The sequence below is a fragment of the Bounagaea algeriensis genome (assembly GCF_054491375.1).
On the sequence record NZ_CM137102.1, the window covers coordinates 3,804,425 to 3,827,070 of the forward strand.

Genomic DNA, 22,646 nt, shown 5'->3' on the forward strand with positions numbered 1-22,646 from the left:
GGTCGACCCGGCACCCCGCGTCGAACCGGTCCGCCACGACTTCCCGCAGCCGGGCCGTTCCAGGATGCCGTGCGCACTGCGCGGCCCCGCACCGCCCCGCCGGGCACCGGCGTCGGCCGCACGCCGGTGCCCGGCGCTCACTGCGGACCGGCTTTGTACCCGACACCGCGGACGGTCAGCACGATCTCGGGCCGCTCGGGGTCGCGTTCGACCTTCGACCGCAGCCGCTGGACGTGCACGTTGACCAGCCGCGTGTCGGCCGCGTGCCGGTATCCCCAGACCTGCTCGAGCAGCACCTCGCGGGTGAACACCTGGCGCGGTTTGCGGGCCAGGGCCACGAGCAGGTCGAACTCCAGCGGGGTCAGCGAGATCGCTTCGCCGTCGCGCGTGACCTCGTGGCCGGGAACGTCGATGGACACGTCACCGATGGTGAGCACCTCGGCGGGTTCCGCGTCGGTGCGCCGCAGCCGCGCGCGCAGCCGTGCCACGAGCTCCTTCGGCTTGAACGGCTTGACGACGTAGTCGTCCGCGCCCGACTCCAGGCCGAGCACCACGTCCACGGTGTCGCTCTTGGCGGTGAGCATCACCACGGGGACGACGGACTCGGTGCGGATGGCCTTGCAGACGTCGATGCCGTTCATCCCGGGCAGCATCAGGTCGAGCAGCACGAGGTCGGGTTTGAGCTCCCGCAGCGCCGGCATCACCTTGGTGCCGTCGCTGACGACGGCCGTGTCGAACCCTTCGCCGCGCAGCGCGATCGTCAGCATCTCGGCCAAGGCCGGGTCGTCGTCCACCACGAGCACGCGCGCCTTCATGTCGTTCATGGTCGCACTCGTCACTCCCCTCCCGTTGCAGTCCCCGCCCATCGTTGCGCCGAGGGTTTCGCTGGAGTTCCGCTGTGTCTTCGCCGGTCGACCGCCCCCGCGGGGACGGAACCGGCGGTACCGCCGTTCGGAGCAAGCCACGCGTGCTCCGCCTCGCACGCCCGGAGGCGCCACTGTGGACGACACGCGGGCGAGAATGATGCGTACCGCACCTCCGCTGACGGATCGTATGCGTACCAGTGCGGTCTTCGTCCACTGCCCTTCGCCCGCCGCCCTTCGTCCACTGCCCTTCGCCCGCTGCAGGGGGAGAACATGTCCGAGCACCACTACGCGGCCACCGTCACGTGGACGGGCAACTCCGGCGGCGGGACCGCGAGCTACCGCGGCTACGACCGCGAACACCTGGTGGAGATCGCCGGCAAACCCCCGTTGCGCGCTTCGGCCGACCCGTCGTTCCTCGGCGACGCGGAGCTGCTGAACCCGGAGGAGATGCTGCTCGCCGCGCTGTCGCAGTGCCACATGCTCTGGTACCTGGGGCTGTGCGCGCGCAGCGGCGTCGTGGTCACCGCCTACCGGGACGCGGCGTCGGCGACGATGGTCGAGCAGCGGGACGGCTCCGGGCGGTTCGAGGCGGTGCTGCTGCGACCGGAGGTGCAGGTGTCCGAACAGGACATGCTCAGCGCCGCGGAGAAGTTGCACGCCCAGGCGCACCGGAAGTGCTTCATCGCGAATTCGGTGAACTTCCCGGTGCGGCACGAACCGCGGACCAGCGCGCCGGAGTAGCGCGCATCAGCGTTCGCCGAGGCAGCTGCGGGCCAGTGCGGCGAAGTCGACCTCGGCGACGCCGTCGACGACGGCCCAGGGAGACCACCAGGAGCGTTCGGCCAGCTGCGCGTACACCGCGGAGCAGCGCCGTTGCAGCGAGTCGTCCGATTCGAACGCGTCCCGCTGCCTGTCCACTTCGGTCCGTTCGCGGTGTTCGGCGCGCTGCGCCGCCAGGTCCACGGGCACTCGCAGCAGCAGCTGGTGGTCGGGAGCCGGCAGGGCGAAGCGCCGCACCTCGAGATCCTCCACCCAGTGGACGAAGTCGCCGCACGCGTCCTCGTGCAGCCGCGCGGCGCCGTAGGCAGCGTTCGACGCGACGTAGCGGTCGAGCAGCAGCACGTCGTGCGCGTCGAGCCGGCCGCGCAGCTCGTCGACGGCCGCGCGGCGGTCCAGCGCGTTGAGCACGGCCACACCGTGCACCGATTCGGCGAGGTCGCCGTGCGCCCCGCGCAGGGCTTCACCGACGAGCGCGGCGTGCACATCGGCCTCGTACCGGGGGAAGGCCAGGCGGCTCACGGAGCACCCGCGGCGCCGCAGCTGGGCATCCAGCCCCTCGGCCAGGGTGCGCTTGCCGGCGCCGTCGACGCCCTCGATCACGATCAGACGACTCACGCGTCAGAGGCTAGTAGCGTCGCGCCCGCCCGCTGCGCGCGCACCGGCCGCACCCGCGGTGGCTACTCGATGTCGGAGCTCCCGGAGCGAGAGCCGTGCTCGAGGTCCCGCCGAGCGAGCACCTCGGCAAAACTTGCGAAACAGTTTTCAATACCGGTAGTGGTCCGGTTTGTACGGCCCCTCCGCGTCCACGTCGATGTACTCGGCCTGCTCCTTGCTCAACCGGGTCAGTTCACCGCCGAGGGCCTGCACGTGGATCCGCGCGACCTTCTCGTCCAGCGATTTCGGCAGCCGGTAGACCTCGCGGTCGTACTCGCGCCAGTTCGTGAACAGTTCGATCTGGGCGATGGTCTGATCGGCGAAGGAGTTCGACATCACGAAGCTGGGGTGCCCGGTGGCGTTGCCCAGGTTGAGCAGCCGCCCTTCGGACAGCACCAGCACCGAGTGGCCGTCGGGGAAGACCCACTCGTCGACCTGCGGTTTGATCCGCACTCTCCGGACGTCGGACACGGCGGCCAGCCCGGCCACGTCGATCTCGTTGTCGAAGTGGCCGATGTTGCCGATGATCGCCTGGTGCTTGAGCCGGCGCAGGTGCTCGACGGTGATGACGTCCTTGTTGCCGGTGGCGGTGATGAGGATGTCGGCCTCGTGCAGCACGCTCTCCAACCGGGCGACCTGGATGCCTTCGAGCTGGGCCTGCAGCGCGTTGATCGGGTCGATCTCGGTGATGATCACGCGTGCGCCCTGCCCGCGCAGCGCCTGCACCGCGCCCTTGCCGACGTCGCCGTAACCGCAGACCACGGCGGTCTTGCCTCCCATGAGCACGTCGGTGGCGCGGTTGATGCCGTCGACGAGGGAGTGGCGGATGCCGTACTTGTTGTCGAACTTCGACTTGGTCACCGAGTCGTTCACGTTGATGGCGGGAAACAGCAGCTCGCCCTGAGCGGCGAGCCGGTAGAGCCGGTTCACGCCGGTCGTCGTCTCCTCGGTGACGCCGCGGACCTCCTCGGCGAGACGGGTCCACCGACCGGTGTCGGCGGCCAGCGAGGAGCGCAACCGCTGCAGCACGACCTCGTCGTCCTCCGGGGTGCTCTCGTCGGCGGTGGGCACCGCTCCGGCGCGTTCGCAGCGCACACCCCGGTGCAGCAGCGTCGTCGCGTCGCCGCCGTCGTCGAGGATCATGTTCGGCGCCCCGCCGGGCCAGCTCAGCGCGGTTTCCAAGCACCACCAGTACTCCTCGAGCGTTTCGCCCTCCCAGGCGAACACGGAGGCGCCGCGAGGATCCTCCGGAGTGCCGTTCCTGCCGGCCGCGACCGCTGCCGCCGCCGCGTCGTCGGTGGAGAAGATGTTGCACGAGGCCCAGCGCACCTCGGCGCCGAGGGAGAGCAGCGTTTCGATGAGCACCGCGGTCTGCACCGTCATGTGCAGCGATCCGGTGATCCGCGCACCCCGCAGCGGGTAGACCTCGGCGTACTCCCGGCGCAGCGCGAGCAGCCCCGGCATCTCGTGCTCGGCCAGCCGGATCTGCTCGCGGCCCCGCGGCGCGAGCGAGAGGTCCGCGACCGCGAACTCCACTCCGTTCACCGTGCGGTGCTTGTCCGACGTCATCGCCTCACCCGTCATCGCTCAACCCGTCGTCACCCGGGCGCTTCCCACTCGCGGTCCGCGCGCACCGGTGTGATGCTACCGCTTGTTTCCAGTCGTACTCGCTGCGCGATCGGCGCGGCCGGACACGACCGCTCGCAAATGCGGACGAACGAACCGGGCGACGATCACAATCGATGCGCGGCGCTCGCCAGCTCTCCGCGCGCGGGTGCAGAATCGCCGCGGACGTGATCACGCACCCACCGTGCCCGCACCCGCGGCAGCGCCGCGGGCAGCGCCGCCGCTGCGCAGCGGTGGTTCGGCACGAACCAGCAGTCCCCGGCCACGGGAGGTCTCCAGTGCACGCACCCGAGCAGGGCACCCGCGTGGTGGAGCTGCGGGTACACGGCGTGCTCGGCGCCACCGGCCCGAAGCTGACCGATTCGGTCGAGGCGGTCGATGTCGCGGGCGACGGCGTGGGCCGTGTCGTCCGCCCGGCCGACCGGCTGCGCCGACCCGTGCCCGGGCCCGCGCTGCGCGACGGCAGCCGCACCGTGCCGCGGATCGTCGAGGGCTACGTCTGGGGCAGCATGACCTCGGGGGGACCCGGCAAGGCCCTGTGGGCGCTGCTCTTCCCGTTCGCGCTGGCCAACCTGGCGCGCTGGATGCTGCCTCCGGTGCGCCCGGAAAGCCGCACCGGCCGCGTGGTCGGGCACTGCGCCCGTGCTCTCGTGCGCGTGGCGGCGATCGCGCTGACGATGCTGTTCGTCGCCCAGCTGACCGTGGTCACCGCGGACCTGCTCGCCGCGCAGTGCCTGCGGCCGGGCTCGGGGTGCCTGGGTCCGGTCCCGGACGCGGCGCGCGAGTTCGACCTGCTGCGGATCTGGCTGGGGCTGGTACCGGTCGGTCTGGTCGTCCTGCTCATGCAGCGCCTGGCCGGCAAGAGCTGGCCGGTCACGACGGGCAACTCGGCCAACGCGCGGCAGGGCGCACCGCGGCCGTCCGCCCGCGCACCGGTGCTGCCCGGCGGGAACGTGGTCACCGACCCGGAAACGCCCGCGCTGCGGGCCCTGCACATCGGCGCTGCGCTGTCCACAGTGGCGTTGCTGCTGCTGGGCGGGCCGTTCGCCGCGCAGGGCGATCCGCGGTGGATCGCGAGCGCCGCGGTGCTGGTGTGCTGCGTGTTCGGGGCCGCCGCGCTGGACGATCCGGAGGAGATGTGGGCGCAACAGCCGCGCCGCCGCGTCCTCTTCGGACGCGTTCCGCGGCGCGCGCTGCAGGCGCTGGCCGCGGCACTGGTGCTGGCAGCGGCCGTCGCACCGGCCGGCACGGACGGTCCGCTTCCCGGTTCCGGCCCGACGATCGACGCGCTCACGGCGCTGCTCGGTCTCACGTGCCTGCTCACGGGGCTGGTGCTGGTTCCGGCGGCGCTGCTGGCCGCGCCGCTGTGGAAACCGCTGCCGCGGCGGATGCGGCCGTGGGCCGGCGGCTGGTTCGCCGCCCCCCTGCTGTTCCTCGCCGCGATGCTGGGCACCGGCTTCGGAGCGGGGCTCGCGCTGAGCCTGCGGCACGCCCTGGGTGCGGAGGGGCTCGTGCTGCCCCGCCCGTACCAGGACGTGACCACGTTCTGGGGGGTGGCTGCGGTGCTGCTGGGCGCGGCCGCACTGGTCGGTGTCCCGTGGCTGCTGCTGTGGCGCTGGCGGTGCGTGCTCTCCGGCGAGTCGGTCCCGCCCGAGGTGGGGCTGCTGCACGCGGGCCGCTACCGCGACCGCCAGGCGGCCGCGTCCGCGTGGTTGTGGGCGCGGGTGCAGCGGAGCCACGGGTACCTGCTGCTCCTCGTGCTGGCCGGGGTGCTGCTCGTCGCGGCGACCGCAGCGGCGGGGCTGCGGCTGGCCGGGCTGGGGCAGGTGGCCTGGGCGGGTTGGTTCGCGGGACTCGGGGTGGTGACCCTCGCCGGGTTGGCCGTCGGGCTGCTGCGCATGGTCTTCGTCGCCGCGACCGAGCGGCACGCGGCGCGCTACCTGGGTGTGCTGTGCGATCTCACGCTGTTCTGGCCGCGGGAGTCGCACCCGGTGGTGCCGCCGTGCTACTCGCTGAAGGTGATCCCCGAACTGGTCGCCCGCGCGCAGGAGCACCTGTCCGATCCGAACACGCGCGTCGTGCTGGTCGGGCACAGCCAGGGCAGCCTGCTCGTCACCGTGGCGGTCTCGCGGCTGCTGGCGAGCCTGCCCCCGGCCGACCGCGAGCGGATCGGGCTGGTCACCGCGGGTTCGCAGTTGCAGTGGGCCTACCCGCGGGCGTTCCCGGCGGCGGTTTCGCACGACGCGATCGGCGAGCTGGCCGACTCGCTCGGCGGGCGCTGGCGCGCGCTGTGCCGCGGCACCGATCCGATGGGCGGCGCGGTGACCACGTGGAGCAGGCACGTCTACGCCGGGACGCTGCTCGGCGTGGGGCACCGCCCCGGCAGTACCTGCGGGCCGCTGCCGCCGGCAACGCGGGGGCCGACCGGGGCTCTTGTGCTGGGCGGGGATCACTGGCTGCCCGATCCGCAGCGCGGTCCCGTCTCGCACCGGCGCTGGGTGCCGGGCGTGCTGCGGCACACCGACTACGCGGGCGATCCGGAGTGGGACCGCGCGGTGGCCATGGCGGCCGGGCTGGAACCGGGCGATGCCGAGGCCGGGCCGGCGCTGCCCGAATCGGTGCTCGGTTCGACCGGCCCCGGACCTCGCGGGGATGCCGGACCTCGCGGGGACACCGGTTCCCGCGGGGAGACCGGTCGGGGGCCGCAGCGGCGCTGGCCGGTGGCCGTCCGCGGCGGTGACGGTGCGGCGGCGCAGCACGGCCCGCGCTCCACCCGTGCGGACGAGCAGCCGGCGGGGACTGCGACCGCGGCGAGCACCGTTGCCGAGGCGGAGACCGCGCAGGCGGGCACCGGCGGGGCGGTGGACGCGGTCCCGCAGCTCGAGCACGCCGCGGAGGAGGTCGGCGCCCAGCGGTCGGTGCACGATCCCGCGCTGCAGGAGGAGCCGGCCGCCGAGGCGGAGGCCTCGGTGGAGGCCTCGGTGGAGGCGTCCGCGCAGCCGGGGGCGCCCGCAACCGGGGAACCGGAGCCCGCACCCGAGGTGTTCGAGCCCGCCGGGCGCACCGCACCGTGGGAGCGCGCGCAGGGCCTGCACCCGCTGGAGTAGTCCGCGGCAGCCCCCATCACCCCCCCCCCACCCCGGAAAACCCCGCGGCAGCCCCCGGAAACGACGACGGCGCCACCGCAACCGCGATGGCGCCGTCGTCCACGTGCCGGATGCGTCCTACTCGCCGGTTGCCGACTCGCCCCCTTCGGAGCTCGTTTCGCGGAGCTCTCCGCGGCCGAGGCGCGAGTTGCGGTACCCGTACAGGAAGTAGATGAGGACGCCGGCCGCCATCCAGACCAGGAACCGGACCCAGGTCAGCGCGGTCAGGTTCAGCATCAGCCACAGGCAGGCGACGATCGCCACGATCGGCACGATCGGCACGCCGGGTGCGCGGAAGCCGCGCGGCAGGTCCGGACGCTTCCAACGCAGCATGATCACACCGGCGGAGACGAGGATGAACGCGAACAACGTGCCGACGTTGACCATTTCCTCGAGCCGTTCGGCCGGGAAGAAGCCCGACGCGAGCATGACGACGACGCCGACGAGCACCGTGGCCCGCACCGGCGTGCCGGTGCGCTCGCTGGTCTTGGCCAGCTTGCGGCTGACCAGCCCGTCGCGGGACATGGCGAACAGCACGCGCACCTGCCCCAGCAGCAGCACCATGACCACGGTGATCAGACCGATGAGCGCGCCGAGCGTGATGATCGACGCCGCCCACGTCACCCCGTTGATCTCGAACGCGGTGGCCAGCGTGGACTGCTCACCGTTCTGCGTGGCCAGGTCCGTGTACGGGACCATCCCGGTGAGCACCAGCGACACCGCGACGTAGAGCACGGTGACGATCGCCAGCGTGCCGAGGATGCCGCGCGGTGCGTCCCGCTGCGGTTTCTTCGTCTCCTCGGCGGTGGTGGCGACCACGTCGAACCCGATGAACGCGAAGAACAGCAGCGAAGCGCCCGCCAGCAGGCCGAAGACGCCGTAGGTGCTCGTTTCACCGCCGACGAGCAGCGAGAACAGCGACTGCTCGAGCGCCGGACCCGCCTCGGTCTCCGGCTCGGCCGGCGGGATGAACGGCGTGTAGTTGGCCGCGTTGATGAAGGCGATGCCGGCGAGGATCACCAGCAGCACCACGCCGACCTTGATCGAGGTGATCACGAGGCTGACCCGTGCGGACAGCTTCGTCCCCACCGCCAGCAGCAGGGTCAGCACCCCGGCCAGCAGCACCGCGGCCCAGTCGAACTGCACCGGTCCCAGGTCGATCGCGTTGGGCACCTGCAGCCCGAGGAGCCCGAACGCTTCGGCGACGTAGCTCGACCACCCCTTGCTCACCGCCGCGGAAGCGACGGCGAACTCGAGCACCAGGTCCCACCCGATGATCCACGCGATGAACTCGCCGAACGTCGCGTACGAGTACGTGTAGGCGCTGCCGGCCACCGGCACGGTGGAAGCGAACTCGGCGTAGCACAGCCCGGCCAGTCCGCACGCGATCGCCGCGATGACGAACGCCAGCGACACGCCGGGGCCGGAGACGTCGCCGGCGGTGCGCGCGGTCACCGTGAAGATGCCCGCGCCGATGACGACGGAGACACCGAAGACGATCAGGTCCCAGGTGCCGAGGTTCTTCCGCAGTTTCGTATCGGGTTCGTCGGTCTCCAAGATCGATTGTTCAACCGACTTGGTGCGCCACAGGCCCGTGCCTGGCACTGCCGCCTCCCTTTGTCGTCCCGAGTGGTCAGATGGGAACCTTATCCCCCGAACGGCGTGGGAGACATGCGGGCGCCGGCTTCGCCGCGCGTTTCGTTAGCTACTCTTGACCGCCCGCTCCGGGGCGCGCACCGGAGCGGGCGGGCCGGACCCGCATCCGGACGAGGCGGGTGCTGCTCCTGCGGGTGCTGCTCCTGACGCAGGCATGAACGTCCGTTCGGAGCAGCCACCCGGCGACGGGGCAGCGGGATCAGCTGGGCGGCGATGTTCGGCGGGGCATCCGGCGGGGTGCTTCAACGCATCGGCGTGATCCCGGACGCGGCGCGGAACACCTGCGCTCCCCCGTCCGCATCCAGCTCCGCCGGAGCCACCTCCACCGGAGGATCGCCGGCCGGCAACCACACCGACTGTCCACGCGGGAGTTCCACCTGGTGGTCGCTGCGCGCACCGGCCCACCGCAGGCGCACGCCGCCCTTGGTGCACAGCAGGATCTGCGGGCTCGCCGCGCCCAGTTCGACCGCGCTCGGCTCGGCCTCGGTCCAGTCCAGCCGGCACAGCTCGAACTCGTCCGCGCCGACCGGGTAGACCATGCGGTTCGCGTCCAGCGACTCGCCCTTGAGCACCCGCATGTCACCGCAGCCGAAGTCGAGCACGCGCAGCAGTTCCGGCACGTCCACGTGCTTCGGCGTCAGCCCGCACCGCAGGATGTTGTCCGAGTTCGCCAGGATCTCCACCGCGGTTCCCCGCAGGTAGGCGTGCAGGTTGCCCGCGGGCAGGAAGATCGCCTCGCCCGGTTGCAGCACCAGCCGGTTCAGCAGCAGGCTCGCCAGCACACCCGCGTCGTTCGGATACGCCTCGCCGAGCTCGAGCACGGTGCGGCACTCCATGGCGAACTCGCCGTGCGCGCGCACGTGCGCCACGCAGGCGTCCAGCAGCTGCGGCAGCACCTGCCGCAGGAAGTGCTCGGGCAACGTGATCCACGTGGTGAACAGCGCCCGCAGCCCTGCCGGGTCGGGCTGGGCGGCCAGCAGCTCCCGGTGCGCGCGCAGATCGGGCACGTCCAGCGCGTCGAGCAGCCGCACGGTCCGCTGCGCGTCCCGGAAACCGGCCAGCGCGTGGAACTCGGTCAGCGCGCACACCAGCTCCGGTTTGGCCGTGGGGTCCGGGTAGTTGCGGTTCGGCGCGTTGTGCGGGATCCCCGCCGCCTCCTCCCGCGAGTACCCCTCGGCCGCCTGCTCCGCGGACGGGTGCGCCTGCAGGCTCAGCGGCTCGTCGGCGGCCAGCACCTTGAACAGGAACGGCAGCCGGTCGCCCCACCGGCGCACGCACTGCTCGCCCAGGTGGTGGTCGGGATCGTCCTGCAGCAGCGACAGCAACGAGGTCTCCGAGCCGTCGGCGCGCACCACGCGGGACGGGTCCTGCGGATGCGCACCCATCCACAGCTCAGCTTCGGGATGCGGCGCGGGCGCCGGGCGGCCGAGCAGTTCCGCGATCGCGGTACGCGAGCCCCAGGCGTACGGGCGCACCGCGTTCCGCAGTAACTCCACTGTTGTTCTCGCTTCCTCGTCCGCTCCTGCTGCCGGTCGCACGCCGCGTGCGGCCGGCGCCCGACCGGTGACCCCGACCGGGGACCCCGACCGGGGACATCGCATCATGCACCGCCCGCGACCGGGAGCCGCCCCGGAGGCGTCGGCTACGAGGCGGCCACCGTGGTCCAGCTCGGACCGTCCAGCGTTCCCGCGGCCAACCCGAGGTAGACCGCGGTGAAGTCGAGCTGCAACGCGAGCACCGCAGCACGCAGCACCGGATCGGCCGTGACGGAATCGTCCGGAACCACCGAATCGGCCCCCGGCAGGTCCCGCACGGCGCCCAGTTCCGCGTGCCCGCCGCGTTCATCTGCGCGGGCGCTGACGAGGAACACCCGCAGCGGATGCTCCTCGTCCGGGTCGGCGAACAGCGCGCTCGTCGACCCGGCCTGCGCGGCCTTGCGGTGCAGCGTCCGCTGCGCCACCGCCTCGGAGTAGTCGGCCACCGCGCACGGCACGCCGACGTGGCAGCCGAGCGCGAACGCGCCGTGCCGCGCGACGGCCGTGCTCACCGGGTCGACGCCCCACAGCACCGGGGTCCGGTCGGCCAGCCGCAGCGCCAGCGTCTTGGCCGGGTTGACCACGGACTCCTTGGCCGGGTGGCACTGCTCGGCCATGCTGTCGAGCTCCGCGGCCAGGGCCTCCACGTCGACGGCGAGCAGCCCCAGTTCGGCGAAGACCACCAGCCCGACGGTGAACACGTAGGTGAACGACAATTCCTCCGGCACGGGGAACGTCGGCGGCACGAGCAGCGCCCGACCGGCGCCGGACGCCGCGACGGGGCCTTCCTCCTCGGCGGCCACGACGACCCGCGCGCCCCGGCGGGAGGCGGTGTCCACTGCGGTGGCCAGGTCCGCGTCGCCCTGGTCGGCCGCGTGCACGAACACCGCGTCGAGCGCGCCGACCCAGGCGGGCAGCGTTTCGGCGACCACGACCGGCACGGCCGCCCGGCCGGTCAGCGCGGCCAGCAGCTCGCACACCCGCATGCCCAGGCCCGGCCGGGCCAGCAGCACGACGGCCCGCGGGCGCTCCTCGCCGAAGTCCGACACGCCGGCGTTGGCCGCGCGCTCGACGGCGGAACGCACCTGCGCCCCGGCCAGCGCCGCCGTCCGCAGCAGCTCCCGCCGGTCCACGTCGAACAGTCGCGCGGGGTCTTCGAAGAGGCTGTCGTCCAGCACAGCGGTCACTCCCGTCCCCCACCGGATCCGGCCGTTGCCGGCGGCAGCTGCGCCTCGTCCCACAGCAGCACGGGGATGCCGTCCCGGACGGGGAACACCGCACCGCAGGTGGTGCAGGTCAGCGCATCGGCCGCCGCCCCGGCCGCAGCACCGGTGCGCAGCGGGCCGCGGTCGCCCGGGCAGGCCAGGATCTCCAGCAGCTGCGGGTCCAGTTCAGTGACCACATTTCCTCCCAACCTCACCGGGCTCGCCCGGGTCGCGGTCGCACATCACGCGCGGACCACCGCGAGGACCTCGTCCCGGAGTGCGGCCATGCTCCCGGTGTCACCGGCTTCCACGTTCAACCGCAGCAGCGGCTCGGTGTTGGACGGGCGCAGGTTGAACCACGCCCCGCCCGGCAGTTCCACGGTAAGTCCGTCGAGCTCGTCCGTCCGAGCACCGGGGCGGCCGCCGAACTCCTCGGCCACGGCCCGCATGCGTTCGTGCTGGTCGGTCACCGTGGAGTTGATCTCCCCGGAAGTGGTGTAACGGGTGTAGTCGGCCATCAGACGCGACAGCGGCTCCGGCTGCTCGCCCAGCGCGGCCAGCACGTGCAGCGCGGCGAGCATCCCGGAGTCGGCGTGCCAGAAGTCCCGGAAGTAGTAGTGCGCCGAGTGCTCCCCGCCGAAGATCGCCCCGGTTTCGGCCATGCTCTGCTTGATGAACGAGTGCCCCACCCGCGTGCGCACCGGCTTCCCGCCGTTCTCGGCGATGATCTCGGGCACCGCGCGCGAGGTGATCAGGTTGTGGATGACGGTGGCGCCGGGCTCCTTGGCCAGTTCCCGCACTGCGACGAGCGCGGTGATCGCGCTCGGGGACACGGGTTCGGCCCGCTCGTCGACGACGTAGCAGCGGTCGGCGTCCCCGTCGAAGGCCAGTCCCGCGTCGGCGCCGACCTCGCGCACCCGCCGCTGCAGGTCCACCAGGTTCTCCGGTTCGAGGGGGTTGGCCACGTGGTTCGGGAACGTGCCGTCGAGCTCGAAGTACAGCGGGTCGATCTCGACCGGCAACCCGGTGAAGACCGGGGGCACGGTGCGCCCGCCCATGCCGTTGCCCGCGTCGACGACGACTTTCAGCGGACGGCTGCCGCTGAGGTCCACGCGCTCGCGCAGGAACGCGGCGTAGTCGGCGACCATGTCGCGTTCGGTGACCGATCCGTGCTGGCCGAGGAACTCCGGCACGCCCCGGCGGACGAGCTCGTGGATCTCCGACAGCCCGCTGTCCTGCCCCACGGGGGCGGCACCGGCCCGGCAGAGCTTGATGCCGTTGTACTGCGCCGGGTTGTGGCTGGCGGTGAACATCGCACCCGGCAGGTCCAGCCGCCCGGAGGCGAAGTAGAGCATGTCGGTGCTGGCCAGCCCGATGTTGATCACGTCGAGGCCCTGCGCGGTCACCCCCTCGGCGAACGCGGACACCAGCCGCGGCGAGGACTCGCGCATGTCGTGCCCGAGCACCACCGCCGAGCCGCCGACGACCCGGGTGAACGCGGCGCCGATCTCGGCAACCGCGTCGGTGTCCAGCTGTTCATCCACGACGCCGCGGATGTCGTAGGCCTTGACGATCTCCGACAGGTCCCGCACGCTTCGCCCTCCCGCGTTGTTCGAAACGACCAGGGCAGAGCCTACCGACGCATCCGGCGCCTGTGGTCCGCGCCGGAGAGCACGAGCCGTTCGTCACCCGGATCGCCGCCGCGGCTCCGCCCACAGCAGCCATCGCGGACGGGCGGCATCACTGGCCTCCTTCGGCCGGATCGGGCACCGCACGCAGGTGTCCGCGCCGATGTTCCCGGGAAGCGACCTGCGCCTCCGCCTCGACCGCCGCTTCCGCGTCCGCCGGCCCCGATTCCCGCACGGCCTCGGCCAACGCGGTCAGGTCGTCGTCCGCGGGTTCCTCCGCAGCGAACTCACCCTCATGCCGCACTACCTCCCAGCCCTTCGGCACGGTCAGCCGCGTCGCGTGCTCCTCGCACAGGTCGTAGCTGTGCGGCTCGGCAGCTGTGGCGAGCGGACCGACCACCGCGGTGGAATCGGCATAGGCATAGGTGAGTGTGGCTACGGCCGGGTTCGCACACCCGGCTCGCGAGCACCGCCTCACGCTCCGCACGCCACGCACGATAGCGCCCTTCGTCCAGACCTCGCCGGAGGCCACGCGCAAAACACCCGCACCGAGCGCGCTCGGCCCGCTGCCCTCCGGATGGGGCACGACCCGTCCGGTGGTGGAGGCGTACCCTCGTCCCGTGGTGACAGCACGGGGATCGCGACGTCGACGGCTGGCCCGCCGCGACAGGAGGGGGCGCGGACTGCGCGGGCCGCTGTATCCCTCGTCCCTGCCCATCGCGCGCAGCCGTTCGCAGATCTTCGACGCCCTCGTGCTGGAAGCCCTCGAGCCGATCGAGAAGCGGTGGCGCGCGGAACTGACCGAACTGGACGTGGCCGTCGACGAGGTCCCGGAGCTGACCACCACCGCCCCGGACAAGCTCACCTGGGACGACGACGTGGTGGTCGACTCCAACGTGCCGCTGGCGCGGTTGGTGCCCGCCGGCGTGGACAGGCGAGGTCTGCCGACCCGGGCGCGGATCGTGCTCTACCGCCGCCCGCTGGAGACGCGGGCGCGCGACGGCACCGACATGGCCGACCTGCTGCACGACGTGCTCGTCGAGCAGATCGCGCACTACCTGGGGCTCGACCCGGAGGTGATCGAAGGCGGCTGAGGCCGCCGGCTCCTGGGACGCCGTTCCGGCAGCGCTCCCACCACGGTGAACACGACCACCGCGGCCTGGGCCACGAGCAGCACCATCCGCGGGCCGTGCGTGAAGCCGAGTTCCACGCGGGCTGCGTGCTCCGGCAGCGGCACCGCGAGCTGCCCGCCCCACACACCGGCGATGCCCACGGGTTCACCGTCCACACGCGCCCACCAGCTCGGTTCGTCCGCCACGGCGAAGACCAGCTGCCGCCCGACACCGCCGTCCGAGACGTGCAGGGTGGCACCCGGGGCGATCGCGGTGTCCAGCCGGACGGGCACCTCGCGCGGACGGGCTCGGCCGACGTTCCGCTCGGTCAACCGCGACTGGCGGGACAGGTCCGGGCCGAGCAGCCGCACCGGGCTCACCGCCCCGTCCACCCGCAGCACGGTCCGACCGCCCGGCAGCTTCCCGCGAGCACTGACGAGATCGCCGGCATGCCGCAGCAGCGGTGCGGGGTCGTCCACGGCGAGGTGCCCCACCCCGTGCGTGCGGGCGGTGGCCACCGCTTCCCGGACCTGCTGCGGCCGCGCCCGCGCCACCTGGTCGTCGACCCGGCCGACCCACTCCGCGGTGGAGGGCACCGGCGGCGTGTCGTCCACGCCGTACCGCGCGGGCATTTCGCGCACCAGCCGCGGGCCGCCACCGGCGTCGAGCAGCAGCACCGATCCCGGTCCGGACAGTTCGGACGCGAGGCCGCGGTCGAGCGGTTCCGCGGCGCGCAGCGGCCCGGTGGAGGCGGCGAGCGTCCCGACCGCGCCGAGCACCAGCACGCCTGCACCTGCCGCGGCCCACTGCAGCCGCACGCGGCTCACCGCGCCGAGAGCGCCCGACCGCTCGTACCTCGCGGGTCCGCGCGGTGCCGGCTCGCGCGCCGCTGCGCCGTCGATCCACGCGCGGCCGTCAGTCCACGCGCGCAGCAGCGCCCAGCAGCTGCCCGCCGCCACGAGCACGAGCGGCCCCCCGGTCCACCCCGGACTGCTCTGCGTCGAACCGACCAGCGGTGCGGAGACCGCGCCGACCACGCCGGCCAGCACCCAGCCGCACCCGAGCAGCAAGACCGGTGGCAGCAGCGTGCGGCTGCGCCGCACCAGCACTCCGGGCCGCACCAGCACTCCGGGCCGCACCAGCAGCCCGGGCCGCACCAGCAGTCCGGGCCGCACGAACAGCACCAGGAGAGCGGCGAGCGGCAGCAGCACGCCGAAGCACGTCACGACCGAACCGTCCGGGCTCGTCAGCAGCAGCCAGGCTCCCGGCTCCGGTTCCCGCACCCGCGTGCCGAGGCCGTGCATCAGCACCTGCGGATGCCGCGGCAGGCTCACCAGCCACGGCAACAGGCAGGCCAGCGACAGCACCACCACCGCGGTCAGGCCCGCCAACCGCGATCGCGGCGCCACGGGACCGTCCGCTGTGGACTCGTGCGCGCCGTCCGGGCCGCTCGCGGAACGAGCTCCCGCGGGAAGGAGCACGAAGGTGAGCACCGCCAGGGCCAGCAGCGCGAGGTGCAGCAGCGGTGCGAACGCGCCGAGAACGGCTGCCACCAGGGCGGTCCGGCACGCCGCGGCCAACCACGAGCGCCGTGCGCGCACCGCACCGAGCACGGCGGCGAGGCCGGCGAGCACCGGTGGGACGAGCACGTGGGCCGCGACCACGTCCAGCCGTCCCTGCCCGGCCGACACCGCGGCCGCCGGGAACGCGGCGTACGCGCCGGCGAGCACGGCCCGGCGCCCCCGGTCCGCGGTGATCGCCCGCGCGGCGAGGTAAGCCGACAGGCCGGCCAGCGGCATCCCGAGCAGCAGCAGCCCCGCAGCCACGACGGCCGGACCGCCCAGCACCGTGCCGAGCAGTCCGAGCACGAGCAGCGAAACCGGGGCCGGGGCACCGGTTCCGCCCCACTGCGCGTGCCAGGAGGCCAGGTAGTCCCGCCAGGTCGTCGACCAGTCCGCCACCGGGGACAGGCGTCCGCCCTGCAGACCGGTGTCCCACCGCGGTTCGGCCGCGAGCACGCCGTGTGCGAGCACGGCGAGCACGACGAGAACAACGGTGAGCACGACGGGCGGGGCGGTGAGGAATTCGCGCGCGAGGCGACGCGGGCTGAACGGCACGGCCGCAGGTTAGTGCGCCGCATCGGACGAGCTCCACCCGGAGGCGGTGCGAGCGAACCGATTCAGCGTTTCCACAGTGGACCGTTCAACGCGCGGCGACGAGCTCCCGCACCGCCGGCCGGAACGGCGTCAACTCGCCCGTCGCTTCAGTTTCCGGCGCTCCCGTTCGGACAATCCGCCCCAAATGCCGAAACGCTCGTCGTGCTCCAGGGCGTATTCCAGGCATTCGTTGCGGACTTCGCAGCCCTGGCAGATTCGCTTCGCCTCCCGCGTGGATCCGCCCTTTTCCGGGAAGAACGCCTCCGGGTCGGTTTGCGCGCACAGCGCGCGCTCCTGCCACTGCGGTTCCTCTCCCGGCGGGTCCACGAGTTGGGACAGGATGTCGAGTTCAGCGACACGCGCATCCCCCTGACCGAACAAGCAGTCCGCACTCGACTCCGTCATTCTTATCTCCCCCGTCATTCTCCCGTTCCCGCACCTCTCCCCAGAGGGGCGTTCCCGGGCGCACTCGTTGTCTTCTCTCCTCGCTCGCCCATCGGCGGCACTGGTACCGACGACTGCTGCGGGTACGTATGACGCCGTGCCGGCCACTCCGTTCGGCTCAACCGTTTCCGGAATCCGACCGACCCACGTGCGACCGGACGACTCCCATAATCCGGCCCACCGCGAGCGTCACGTCCGCCTCGGATCAGCTCCGCGCCTTAACTCCGCGTCACCCCTGCGGACGTCGCCCGAACGTTGAATGACATTGCTGTGATTACACCCGGGTAGCTCCTTGCGGTCAAGTGGCAACCTTCCGTAGGGGGACAACGCTCGAACGGCTCGAGCACCGCGTGCACACCGCGATTCGCGCCAGCGGCGATTGCTCCGTTCGGCCATCCGCGTTGCTCCGCATGATCAAGGAATATCATCGCTCGGCGCGGAATGCCGTCTGAGAACGCACCGCATCCCCGACCGGTGACACGCCCGCTCCCTGCCGCCGCGCCGCCGGCGCTGTGCCCAGCGGTTCAGCGACCGGTGCCGGTGCGCCGACCGCGACCCGACACACCGGTGCGCGTCGGTGCCCTCATCGCCCTCCGCTACCGGTGCCACGAACTCCAGCGACGAATCCCGGCGCCGACGAACGCCCGCACCCGCGCACCGGTACTCGCGCACCGGTACTGCCGCAGCGCCGACACCGCGTCCGCAGCCGTCGAACCGCGTCCGCAGCCCGCGAACGATCTCCGTACCCGCCGAACCGCCTCCCCACACGTTGCAGCGCCTGCGCACACGAATCGCCGCAGCGCCGGACCCGTTCGCGCCCCGCGCACGGAGTGCGCGGAGACACCGGGACATGTGGAAGCCGAACCGCACGGGCCCGCAGCAGAAGGACATCCGCACCTGCGCCCGTGCACGGGTGAACTCGAGGCGGCAGCAACCCCGGAACATGCGATGAAACACTGGCCCGGTGATGAACCCAGCGGTACGAGTCAGCCCCATCTTCCTCGGCCTGCTCGCGCTCACCGGTCTCGGCTGCGCACTGGCCGCCGTCGACAACCAGCCCGCGCGCATCACCGGAGTCGTCCTCATCATCATCGGCGGCTGGGCGAGCTCGCTGTGCCTGCACGAGTTCGGCCACGCCGTTACCGCCTACCGCGGCGGCGACCGGGAAGTGCGCCTGAAGGGCTACCTCACCCTCGACCCGCGCCGCTACACCGACCCGGTGCTGAGCATCGTGCTGCCGCTGCTGTTCGTCGCGCTCGGCGGAATCCCGCTGCCCGGCGGAGCGGTGTGGATCAACCACGCCGCGCTGCGCGACCGGCGCACCGAATCGCTGGTGTCGGCGGCCGGTCCGCTGGCCAACCTCGCGGTCGGCCTCGTGCTCTCGCTGATCGTCATCTTCGTGCCGATGCCGTGGGGAACCGCCGCCGGACTGTCCTACCTGGCGTTTTTGCAGGTGATCGCGTTCGTACTGAACATCCTCCCGATTCCGGGGCTGGACGGTTACGGCCTGTGGGAACCGTGGCTGTCCCCGCAGGCCCGGCGGTTCGGCATGCGGGCGCGCCCGTGGGCGCCGCTGGTGCTCGTCGCGGCGATCTTCTTCCTGCCGGGCGTGGGCACCCTGTTCTTCCAGGGCGCGTTCGCGCTGTACTCCCTCGTCGGCGGCGAGACCGCACTGGCGATCGAGGGCATGGACCTGTTCCGGTTCTGGCTGTAGCCGCCCGCCGCCTGTAGCCGCCCGCCGCCTGTGGTCGCCGCCACCTGTGGTCGCCGCCGGTAGCCTCAGCCGCCCGGACTGTGACCCGTGCCGGGTTCGCGCTCCGCTCGACGGGCACTCGTGCGAGGATCGACCGCCGTGAACGTCGTAGTACTGGTCGGCGGAGTCGGCGGCGCCCGCTTCCTGCTGGGAGTGAAATCCGCGCTCGGACTGCCCGCCCACGGGCCACCGGAGGACACCGACAACAACGCCCACGAAGTCACCGCCGTGGTCAACACCGGTGACGACCTGTGGCTGCACGGCCTGCGCGTGTGCCCCGACCTCGACACCTGCATGTACACCCTCGGTTCGGGCATCGACCCGGAGAAGGGGTGGGGGCGGGTCGACGAGACCTGGTCGGCCAAGGAGGAACTCGCCGCCTACGGCGCGGAACCGACCTGGTTCGGGCTCGGTGACCGCGACATCGCCACGCACCTGGTGCGTTCGCGCATGCTGCGCGCCGGCTACGGGCTCACCGACGTCACCAGCGCGCTGTGCACCCGATGGCAACCCGGCGCACAGCTGCTGCCCGCCACCGACGACCGCGTGGAAACGCACGTGGCCATCACGGACCCGGACAGCGGCGAGGCCCGCGCGGTGCACTTCCAGGAATGGTGGATCCGCCACGGCGCACGCCCCGAGGCGCACGCGATCGTCCCCGTCGGCGCCGAGGAGGCCGCGCCCAGCCCCGCGGTGCGCGAAGCCCTCCACGGGGCGGACCTGGTGCTCATCGCCCCCTCCAACCCGGTGGTCAGCATCGGCACGCTGCTCGCGATCCCCGGCTTCGGCCAGGCGCTGCGGGAGACGTCCGCTCCGGTCGTGGGCATATCCCCGATCATCGGCGGCAGCCCGCTGCGCGGCATGGCCGACTCGTGCCTGCGCGCCATCGGTGTGGAGTCCACGGCCACCGCCGTCGCCGACCACTACGGTGCGCGCGAGCACGGGGGCATCCTGGACGCGTGGCTGGTGCACCCCGGCGACGCCGGCGAGGTCGGCGGGGTGCGGGTGCGCGAGGCCCCGCTGGTGATGTCCGACGTGGACGCCACCGCGGAGATGGTGCGCACCGCGTTCGACACCGCAGGGTTGGAGGTGCCGCGGTGACCGCGAACCACACCAACGGCGACCACGGAGCGCCGGAGGGGATCACCGTCCACTCCGTGCCGGGGCTGCCCGAGTTCGCCCCGGGCGACGACGTGGCGGCCGCGATCGCCGCCGCCGCGCCGTGGTTGGTCGAGGACGACGTCCTCGTCGTCACCAGCAAGATCCTGTCCAAGGCCGAAGGGCGGATCGTGCAGGCCCCGCGCGATCCCGAGCAGCGCGACCAGCTCCGCCGGGAGCTCGTGCTGTCCGAGTCGACAGCGGTGCTCGCCAGCCACGGCCGCACGCTGATCACCCGCAACCAGCTCGGGATCGTGCAGGCCGCCTCGGGCGTGGACGCGTCGAACGTGGCCGACGACCAGATCGCACTGCTGCCCGCCGACCCGGACGCATCCGCCCGCCGCATCCGGGAAGGGCTGGCCGAACGGCTCGGCGTGCGCGTCGGCGTCCTCATCACCGACACGATGGGCCGCACCTGGCGCAACGGGCAGATCGACGCGGCGATCGGCGCGGCCGGGGTGGAAGCGCTGCACCAGTACGCCGGCAGCGTCGACGCGCAGGGCAACACGCTCAGCGTCACCGAGGTCGCCGTGGCCGACGAGGTCGCCGCCGCCGGCGACCTCGTCAAGGGCAAGCTCGGCGGCACGCCCGTGGCGGTGGTGCGCGGGTTGTCGATGACCGACGAGCAGGCCGGCGCGCGCGATCTCGTGCGACCGGTCGAGCACGACCTGTTCCGCCTCGGCACGCGGGAAGCGCTGCACCAGGGCCACCGGGAGGCCGTGCTGCTGCGCCGCTCGGTGCGGGAGTTCTCCGGCGGGGACGTCGATCCCGAGGCGGTGCGCCGCGCCGTGGGGGCCGCGCTGACCGCCCCGGCGCCGCACCACACGCGGCCGGTGCGCTTCGTGTGGCTGCGCGACCGTCCGCTGCGGAGGAAAGTGCTGGATGCGATGCGCCAGGCGTGGCTGGCCGACCTGCGCGCCGACGGACTCGACGAAGAGGCCGCGCAGCGCCGGGTGAACCGCGGCAACCTGCTCTACGAGGCCCCGGAGATCGTGGTGCCGCTCCTCGTCCGCGACGGCGCGCACGACTACCCGGACGCGCGGCGTGCCGAGGCCGAACGGTCCATGTTCACCGTGGCGGCCGGCGCGGCCGTGCAGGGCCTCATGGTGGCGCTCGCGGCCGAGGGCCTCGGTTCCTGCTGGGTGTCCTCGACGCTGTTCTGCCCGGAGACGGTGCGCGCCGAGCTCGACCTGCCGCCCGAGTGGGAACCGCTGGGCAGCGTGGCCCTCGGCCATCCGGCCGAACCCGCGCCCGGCCCCCGTCCGCCCCGCGACGCGGACGGGGGGCTCGTCGAGAAATGAGCGGACCGCACGGCGACGGGCTGGAAACTCTCGCTGCCTGGCGCCCGGAGCAGCCGCAGCAGGAGACGCTGCGGCAGGCTTTCCTGACGTTGCTGCAGGCGCGGCCGGACGCCTGCGACCGGGAGTGCGCACCGGGCCACATCACCGCCTCGGCCGTGGTGCTCGACAGCACCGCCGAACACGTGCTGCTCACGCTGCACCCCCGGGTGGGCCGGTGGTTGCAGCTCGGCGGGCACTGCGAACCCGAGGACTCGACGCTGCGCGGCGCGGCGCTGCGCGAGGCCACCGAGGAATCCGGGATGGCCGGGTTGCAGATCGACCCGTGGCCGGTGCACTTGGACCTGCACCCGATCACCTGCTCGCTCGGTGCGCCGACGCGGCACTTCGACGTGCGCTTCGCGGTGCGCGCACCGGAAGGTGCCCGGCCCGCGCGCAGCGCCGAATCGCTGGACCTGCGCTGGTGGCCGGTTGGTGCGCTGCCGGCGGAGTGCGACATCGCCGAGCTCGTCGCCGCGGCCACCGCGCGCACCGCCGCAGCCGGCACCTGAAGCCGCAAGCACCGCACGGCGGCGATCCCCAACGGTGCTCGTTGCACCGCTGACGACCGCGGCAACGGCGGGCCTGCGCTTTCCGGCGCGGCAGCCTCGAAGGCGGGTCGCGCGCACGGAGCACCGGGAGCTCACCGGCTGCGCAGGTCGCTGCTCGACGTTCCGCCGGACCTTCAGATCGCGCGGTGGTTCCGCACCGGCGCGCGCGGCGCGAACCGCGGTCGCTGCGCCCCGGCCTGGAGCAGGCACTGCACCGCGCGGTGCCGGTGCCCCGCGTACGGGGCGAGCGCCTCGAGCATGCCGTCGTCGTCGACGGGCTCGCCGACGAGCGCCGTGCCGACGATCGTGGGCAGGTGGTAGTCGCCGAGGCTGACCGCGTCGGCATCGCCCCACGCGCGCTGCGCGACCTCCGCTGCCGTCCACGGCCCGATGCCGGGCACGTGGCACAGCAGGTCGCGTCCGGCGCTGCCGCCGAGGTCCACGGCGCGTTCCACCCGCCCGGCCACCGCGGCCGCGGCGATGAGCGTGCGCCGCCGCATCCCGTCCACACCGGCGCGGTGCCACTCCCAGTCGCGCAGGCGCCGCAGCTGCTGCGGGGTCGGCGGCACGCGCAGACCGTCCGGCACCGCGCCCGGGGCGGAGGTGCCGAACCGGCGGCACAGCTCCCGCCACGACCGCCACGCTTCGCGGGTGGTGACCTTCTGCTCCAGCACGGCGGCCAGCAGCACGTCCCACACGCGGCCGGTCGCGCACATCCGCACCCCGCCGCCGGTGCGCCAGCCGCGGCGGACGATCTCGTGCCGCGGCCGGAAACCGCCGACGTCGTCGTGCTGGCCGAGCAGCCGCGGCAGGCCGTCGAGCACCGCTTCCGCTCCCTCGCCCCAGGCGCTGCCGTGCACGGCGCCGTCCGCGCCGCGGGCGACGTGCAGGCTCGCGGGGCCGGCGGCGGTGGTGCAGGCCCACCACAGGCCGCCGCTGTCCACGCGCATCGTCGGATCACCGGTGCCGCGCCGCAGCGGTGCGAGCACGCGCACCGGTTCGCACCCCTTCGCGAGGTGGCAGGTTCGTCGGATCATCG

19 protein-coding genes are annotated in these 22,646 nt (G+C 73.0%); 7 read left to right on the plus strand and 12 right to left on the minus strand.

Features of this window, described 5'->3' with window-relative positions; genetic code table 11:
* Positions 1 to 137: 137 nt before the first annotated feature.
* Complete coding sequence (gene mtrA / locus ACVGV2_RS17275; RefSeq protein ID WP_459166036.1) at positions 138 to 815, minus strand: MtrAB system response regulator MtrA; 678 nt, start codon at positions 813 to 815, stop codon at positions 138 to 140.
* A 321-nt stretch (positions 816 to 1,136) separates the two neighbouring features.
* Between mtrA and ACVGV2_RS17280 the strand changes: the two genes are divergently transcribed.
* Positions 1,137 to 1,607, plus strand: a complete 471-nt coding sequence (locus tag ACVGV2_RS17280) for an OsmC family protein (protein ID WP_459163397.1) — start codon at positions 1,137 to 1,139, stop codon at positions 1,605 to 1,607.
* Between the two features lie 6 nt (positions 1,608 to 1,613).
* Here ACVGV2_RS17280 and ACVGV2_RS17285 read toward each other — a convergent pair whose 3' ends face one another.
* Positions 1,614 to 2,261 (minus strand): dTMP kinase, encoded by a 648-nt coding sequence (locus ACVGV2_RS17285; RefSeq protein ID WP_459163398.1) that lies wholly within the window; start codon positions 2,259 to 2,261, stop codon positions 1,614 to 1,616.
* A gap of 147 nt (positions 2,262 to 2,408) precedes the next feature.
* Positions 2,409 to 3,869: an adenosylhomocysteinase gene (gene ahcY / locus ACVGV2_RS17290; RefSeq protein WP_459163399.1), complete on the minus strand. Its 1,461-nt coding sequence runs from the start codon at positions 3,867 to 3,869 to the stop codon at positions 2,409 to 2,411.
* Between the two features lie 335 nt (positions 3,870 to 4,204).
* Between ahcY and ACVGV2_RS17295 the strand changes: the two genes are divergently transcribed.
* Positions 4,205 to 7,033 (plus strand): alpha/beta hydrolase family protein, encoded by a 2,829-nt coding sequence (locus tag ACVGV2_RS17295; protein ID WP_459163400.1) that lies wholly within the window; start codon positions 4,205 to 4,207, stop codon positions 7,031 to 7,033.
* Positions 7,034 to 7,150: 117 nt separating this feature from the next.
* On the opposite strand, the gene ACVGV2_RS17300 is transcribed toward ACVGV2_RS17295, so the two are convergent.
* The 6 genes from ACVGV2_RS17300 to ACVGV2_RS17325 all read right to left on the minus strand — a co-directional run bounded on the left by ACVGV2_RS17300 (position 7,151) and on the right by ACVGV2_RS17325 (position 13,583).
* Positions 7,151 to 8,677: an amino acid permease gene (locus ACVGV2_RS17300; RefSeq protein WP_459163401.1), complete on the minus strand. Its 1,527-nt coding sequence runs from the start codon at positions 8,675 to 8,677 to the stop codon at positions 7,151 to 7,153.
* Positions 8,678 to 8,970: 293 nt separating this feature from the next.
* On the minus strand, positions 8,971 to 10,224 hold the full coding sequence (gene manA / locus ACVGV2_RS17305; protein WP_459163402.1) for a mannose-6-phosphate isomerase, class I: 1,254 nt from the start codon (positions 10,222 to 10,224) through the stop codon (positions 8,971 to 8,973).
* A 146-nt stretch (positions 10,225 to 10,370) separates the two neighbouring features.
* Positions 10,371 to 11,450, minus strand: a complete 1,080-nt coding sequence (locus ACVGV2_RS17310) for a hypothetical protein (RefSeq protein WP_459163403.1) — start codon at positions 11,448 to 11,450, stop codon at positions 10,371 to 10,373.
* The gene (locus ACVGV2_RS17315; protein WP_459163404.1) at positions 11,447 to 11,665 is read right to left on the minus strand and encodes a Trm112 family protein; all 219 of its coding nucleotides are present in this window, start codon (positions 11,663 to 11,665) and stop codon (positions 11,447 to 11,449) included. Before ACVGV2_RS17315 ends, ACVGV2_RS17310 begins: the two co-directional genes overlap by 4 nt.
* Positions 11,666 to 11,710: 45 nt before the next feature.
* Positions 11,711 to 13,060 (minus strand): phosphomannomutase/phosphoglucomutase, encoded by a 1,350-nt coding sequence (locus tag ACVGV2_RS17320; protein WP_459163405.1) that lies wholly within the window; start codon positions 13,058 to 13,060, stop codon positions 11,711 to 11,713.
* A 148-nt stretch (positions 13,061 to 13,208) separates the two neighbouring features.
* The gene (locus ACVGV2_RS17325; RefSeq protein WP_459166037.1) at positions 13,209 to 13,583 is read right to left on the minus strand and encodes a DUF3499 domain-containing protein; all 375 of its coding nucleotides are present in this window, start codon (positions 13,581 to 13,583) and stop codon (positions 13,209 to 13,211) included.
* A 133-nt stretch (positions 13,584 to 13,716) separates the two neighbouring features.
* On the opposite strand from ACVGV2_RS17325, the gene ACVGV2_RS17330 reads away from it, so the two are divergent.
* Positions 13,717 to 14,190: a metallopeptidase family protein gene (locus tag ACVGV2_RS17330; protein ID WP_459163406.1), complete on the plus strand. Its 474-nt coding sequence runs from the start codon at positions 13,717 to 13,719 to the stop codon at positions 14,188 to 14,190.
* On the opposite strand, the gene ACVGV2_RS17335 is transcribed toward ACVGV2_RS17330, so the two are convergent.
* Both ACVGV2_RS17335 and ACVGV2_RS17340 read right to left on the minus strand, forming a co-directional pair.
* Entirely contained in the window at positions 14,151 to 16,325 is a 2,175-nt protein-coding gene (locus ACVGV2_RS17335) for a hypothetical protein (RefSeq protein WP_459163407.1), read from the minus strand. The two genes, ACVGV2_RS17330 and ACVGV2_RS17335, sit on opposite strands and share 40 nt — an antisense overlap.
* A gap of 129 nt (positions 16,326 to 16,454) precedes the next feature.
* On the minus strand, positions 16,455 to 16,769 hold the full coding sequence (locus tag ACVGV2_RS17340) for a WhiB family transcriptional regulator (protein ID WP_459163408.1): 315 nt from the start codon (positions 16,767 to 16,769) through the stop codon (positions 16,455 to 16,457).
* Between the two features lie 1,006 nt (positions 16,770 to 17,775).
* On the opposite strand from ACVGV2_RS17340, the gene ACVGV2_RS17345 reads away from it, so the two are divergent.
* From ACVGV2_RS17345 to ACVGV2_RS17360, 4 genes are all read left to right on the plus strand, one after another.
* Positions 17,776 to 18,522 (plus strand): site-2 protease family protein, encoded by a 747-nt coding sequence (locus ACVGV2_RS17345; protein WP_459166038.1) that lies wholly within the window; start codon positions 17,776 to 17,778, stop codon positions 18,520 to 18,522.
* 138 nt (positions 18,523 to 18,660) lie between these two features.
* The gene (gene cofD, locus ACVGV2_RS17350) at positions 18,661 to 19,662 is read left to right on the plus strand and encodes a 2-phospho-L-lactate transferase (RefSeq protein WP_459163409.1); all 1,002 of its coding nucleotides are present in this window, start codon (positions 18,661 to 18,663) and stop codon (positions 19,660 to 19,662) included.
* The gene (locus ACVGV2_RS17355) at positions 19,659 to 21,020 is read left to right on the plus strand and encodes a coenzyme F420-0:L-glutamate ligase (protein WP_459163410.1); all 1,362 of its coding nucleotides are present in this window, start codon (positions 19,659 to 19,661) and stop codon (positions 21,018 to 21,020) included. Before cofD ends, ACVGV2_RS17355 begins: the two co-directional genes overlap by 4 nt.
* Positions 21,017 to 21,568 (plus strand): NUDIX hydrolase, encoded by a 552-nt coding sequence (locus ACVGV2_RS17360; protein ID WP_459163411.1) that lies wholly within the window; start codon positions 21,017 to 21,019, stop codon positions 21,566 to 21,568. The genes ACVGV2_RS17355 and ACVGV2_RS17360 overlap by 4 nt, the downstream gene beginning before the upstream one ends.
* 173 nt (positions 21,569 to 21,741) lie before the next feature.
* On the opposite strand, the gene ACVGV2_RS17365 is transcribed toward ACVGV2_RS17360, so the two are convergent.
* Entirely contained in the window at positions 21,742 to 22,644 is a 903-nt protein-coding gene (locus ACVGV2_RS17365; protein ID WP_459163412.1) for a DNA-3-methyladenine glycosylase family protein, read from the minus strand.
* Between the last annotated feature and the right edge of the window lie 2 nt (positions 22,645 to 22,646).

Bases quoted from the DNA above. Each gene is read 5' to 3' on its own strand.
- ACVGV2_RS17345 (WP_459166038.1), top strand. From the start codon at position 17,776: ATGAACCCAGCGGTACGAGTCAGCCCCATCTTCCTCGGCCTGCTCGCG.
- ACVGV2_RS17340 (WP_459163408.1), bottom strand. From the start codon at position 16,769: ATGACGGAGTCGAGTGCGGACTGCTTGTTCGGTCAGGGGGATGCGCGT.
- ACVGV2_RS17365 (WP_459163412.1), bottom strand. From the start codon at position 22,644: ATGATCCGACGAACCTGCCACCTCGCGAAGGGGTGCGAACCGGTGCGC.
- ACVGV2_RS17360 (WP_459163411.1), top strand. From the start codon at position 21,017: ATGAGCGGACCGCACGGCGACGGGCTGGAAACTCTCGCTGCCTGGCGC.
- mtrA (WP_459166036.1), bottom strand. From the start codon at position 815: ATGAAGGCGCGCGTGCTCGTGGTGGACGACGACCCGGCCTTGGCCGAG.
- ACVGV2_RS17280 (WP_459163397.1), top strand. From the start codon at position 1,137: ATGTCCGAGCACCACTACGCGGCCACCGTCACGTGGACGGGCAACTCC.
- ahcY (WP_459163399.1), bottom strand. From the start codon at position 3,869: ATGACGTCGGACAAGCACCGCACGGTGAACGGAGTGGAGTTCGCGGTC.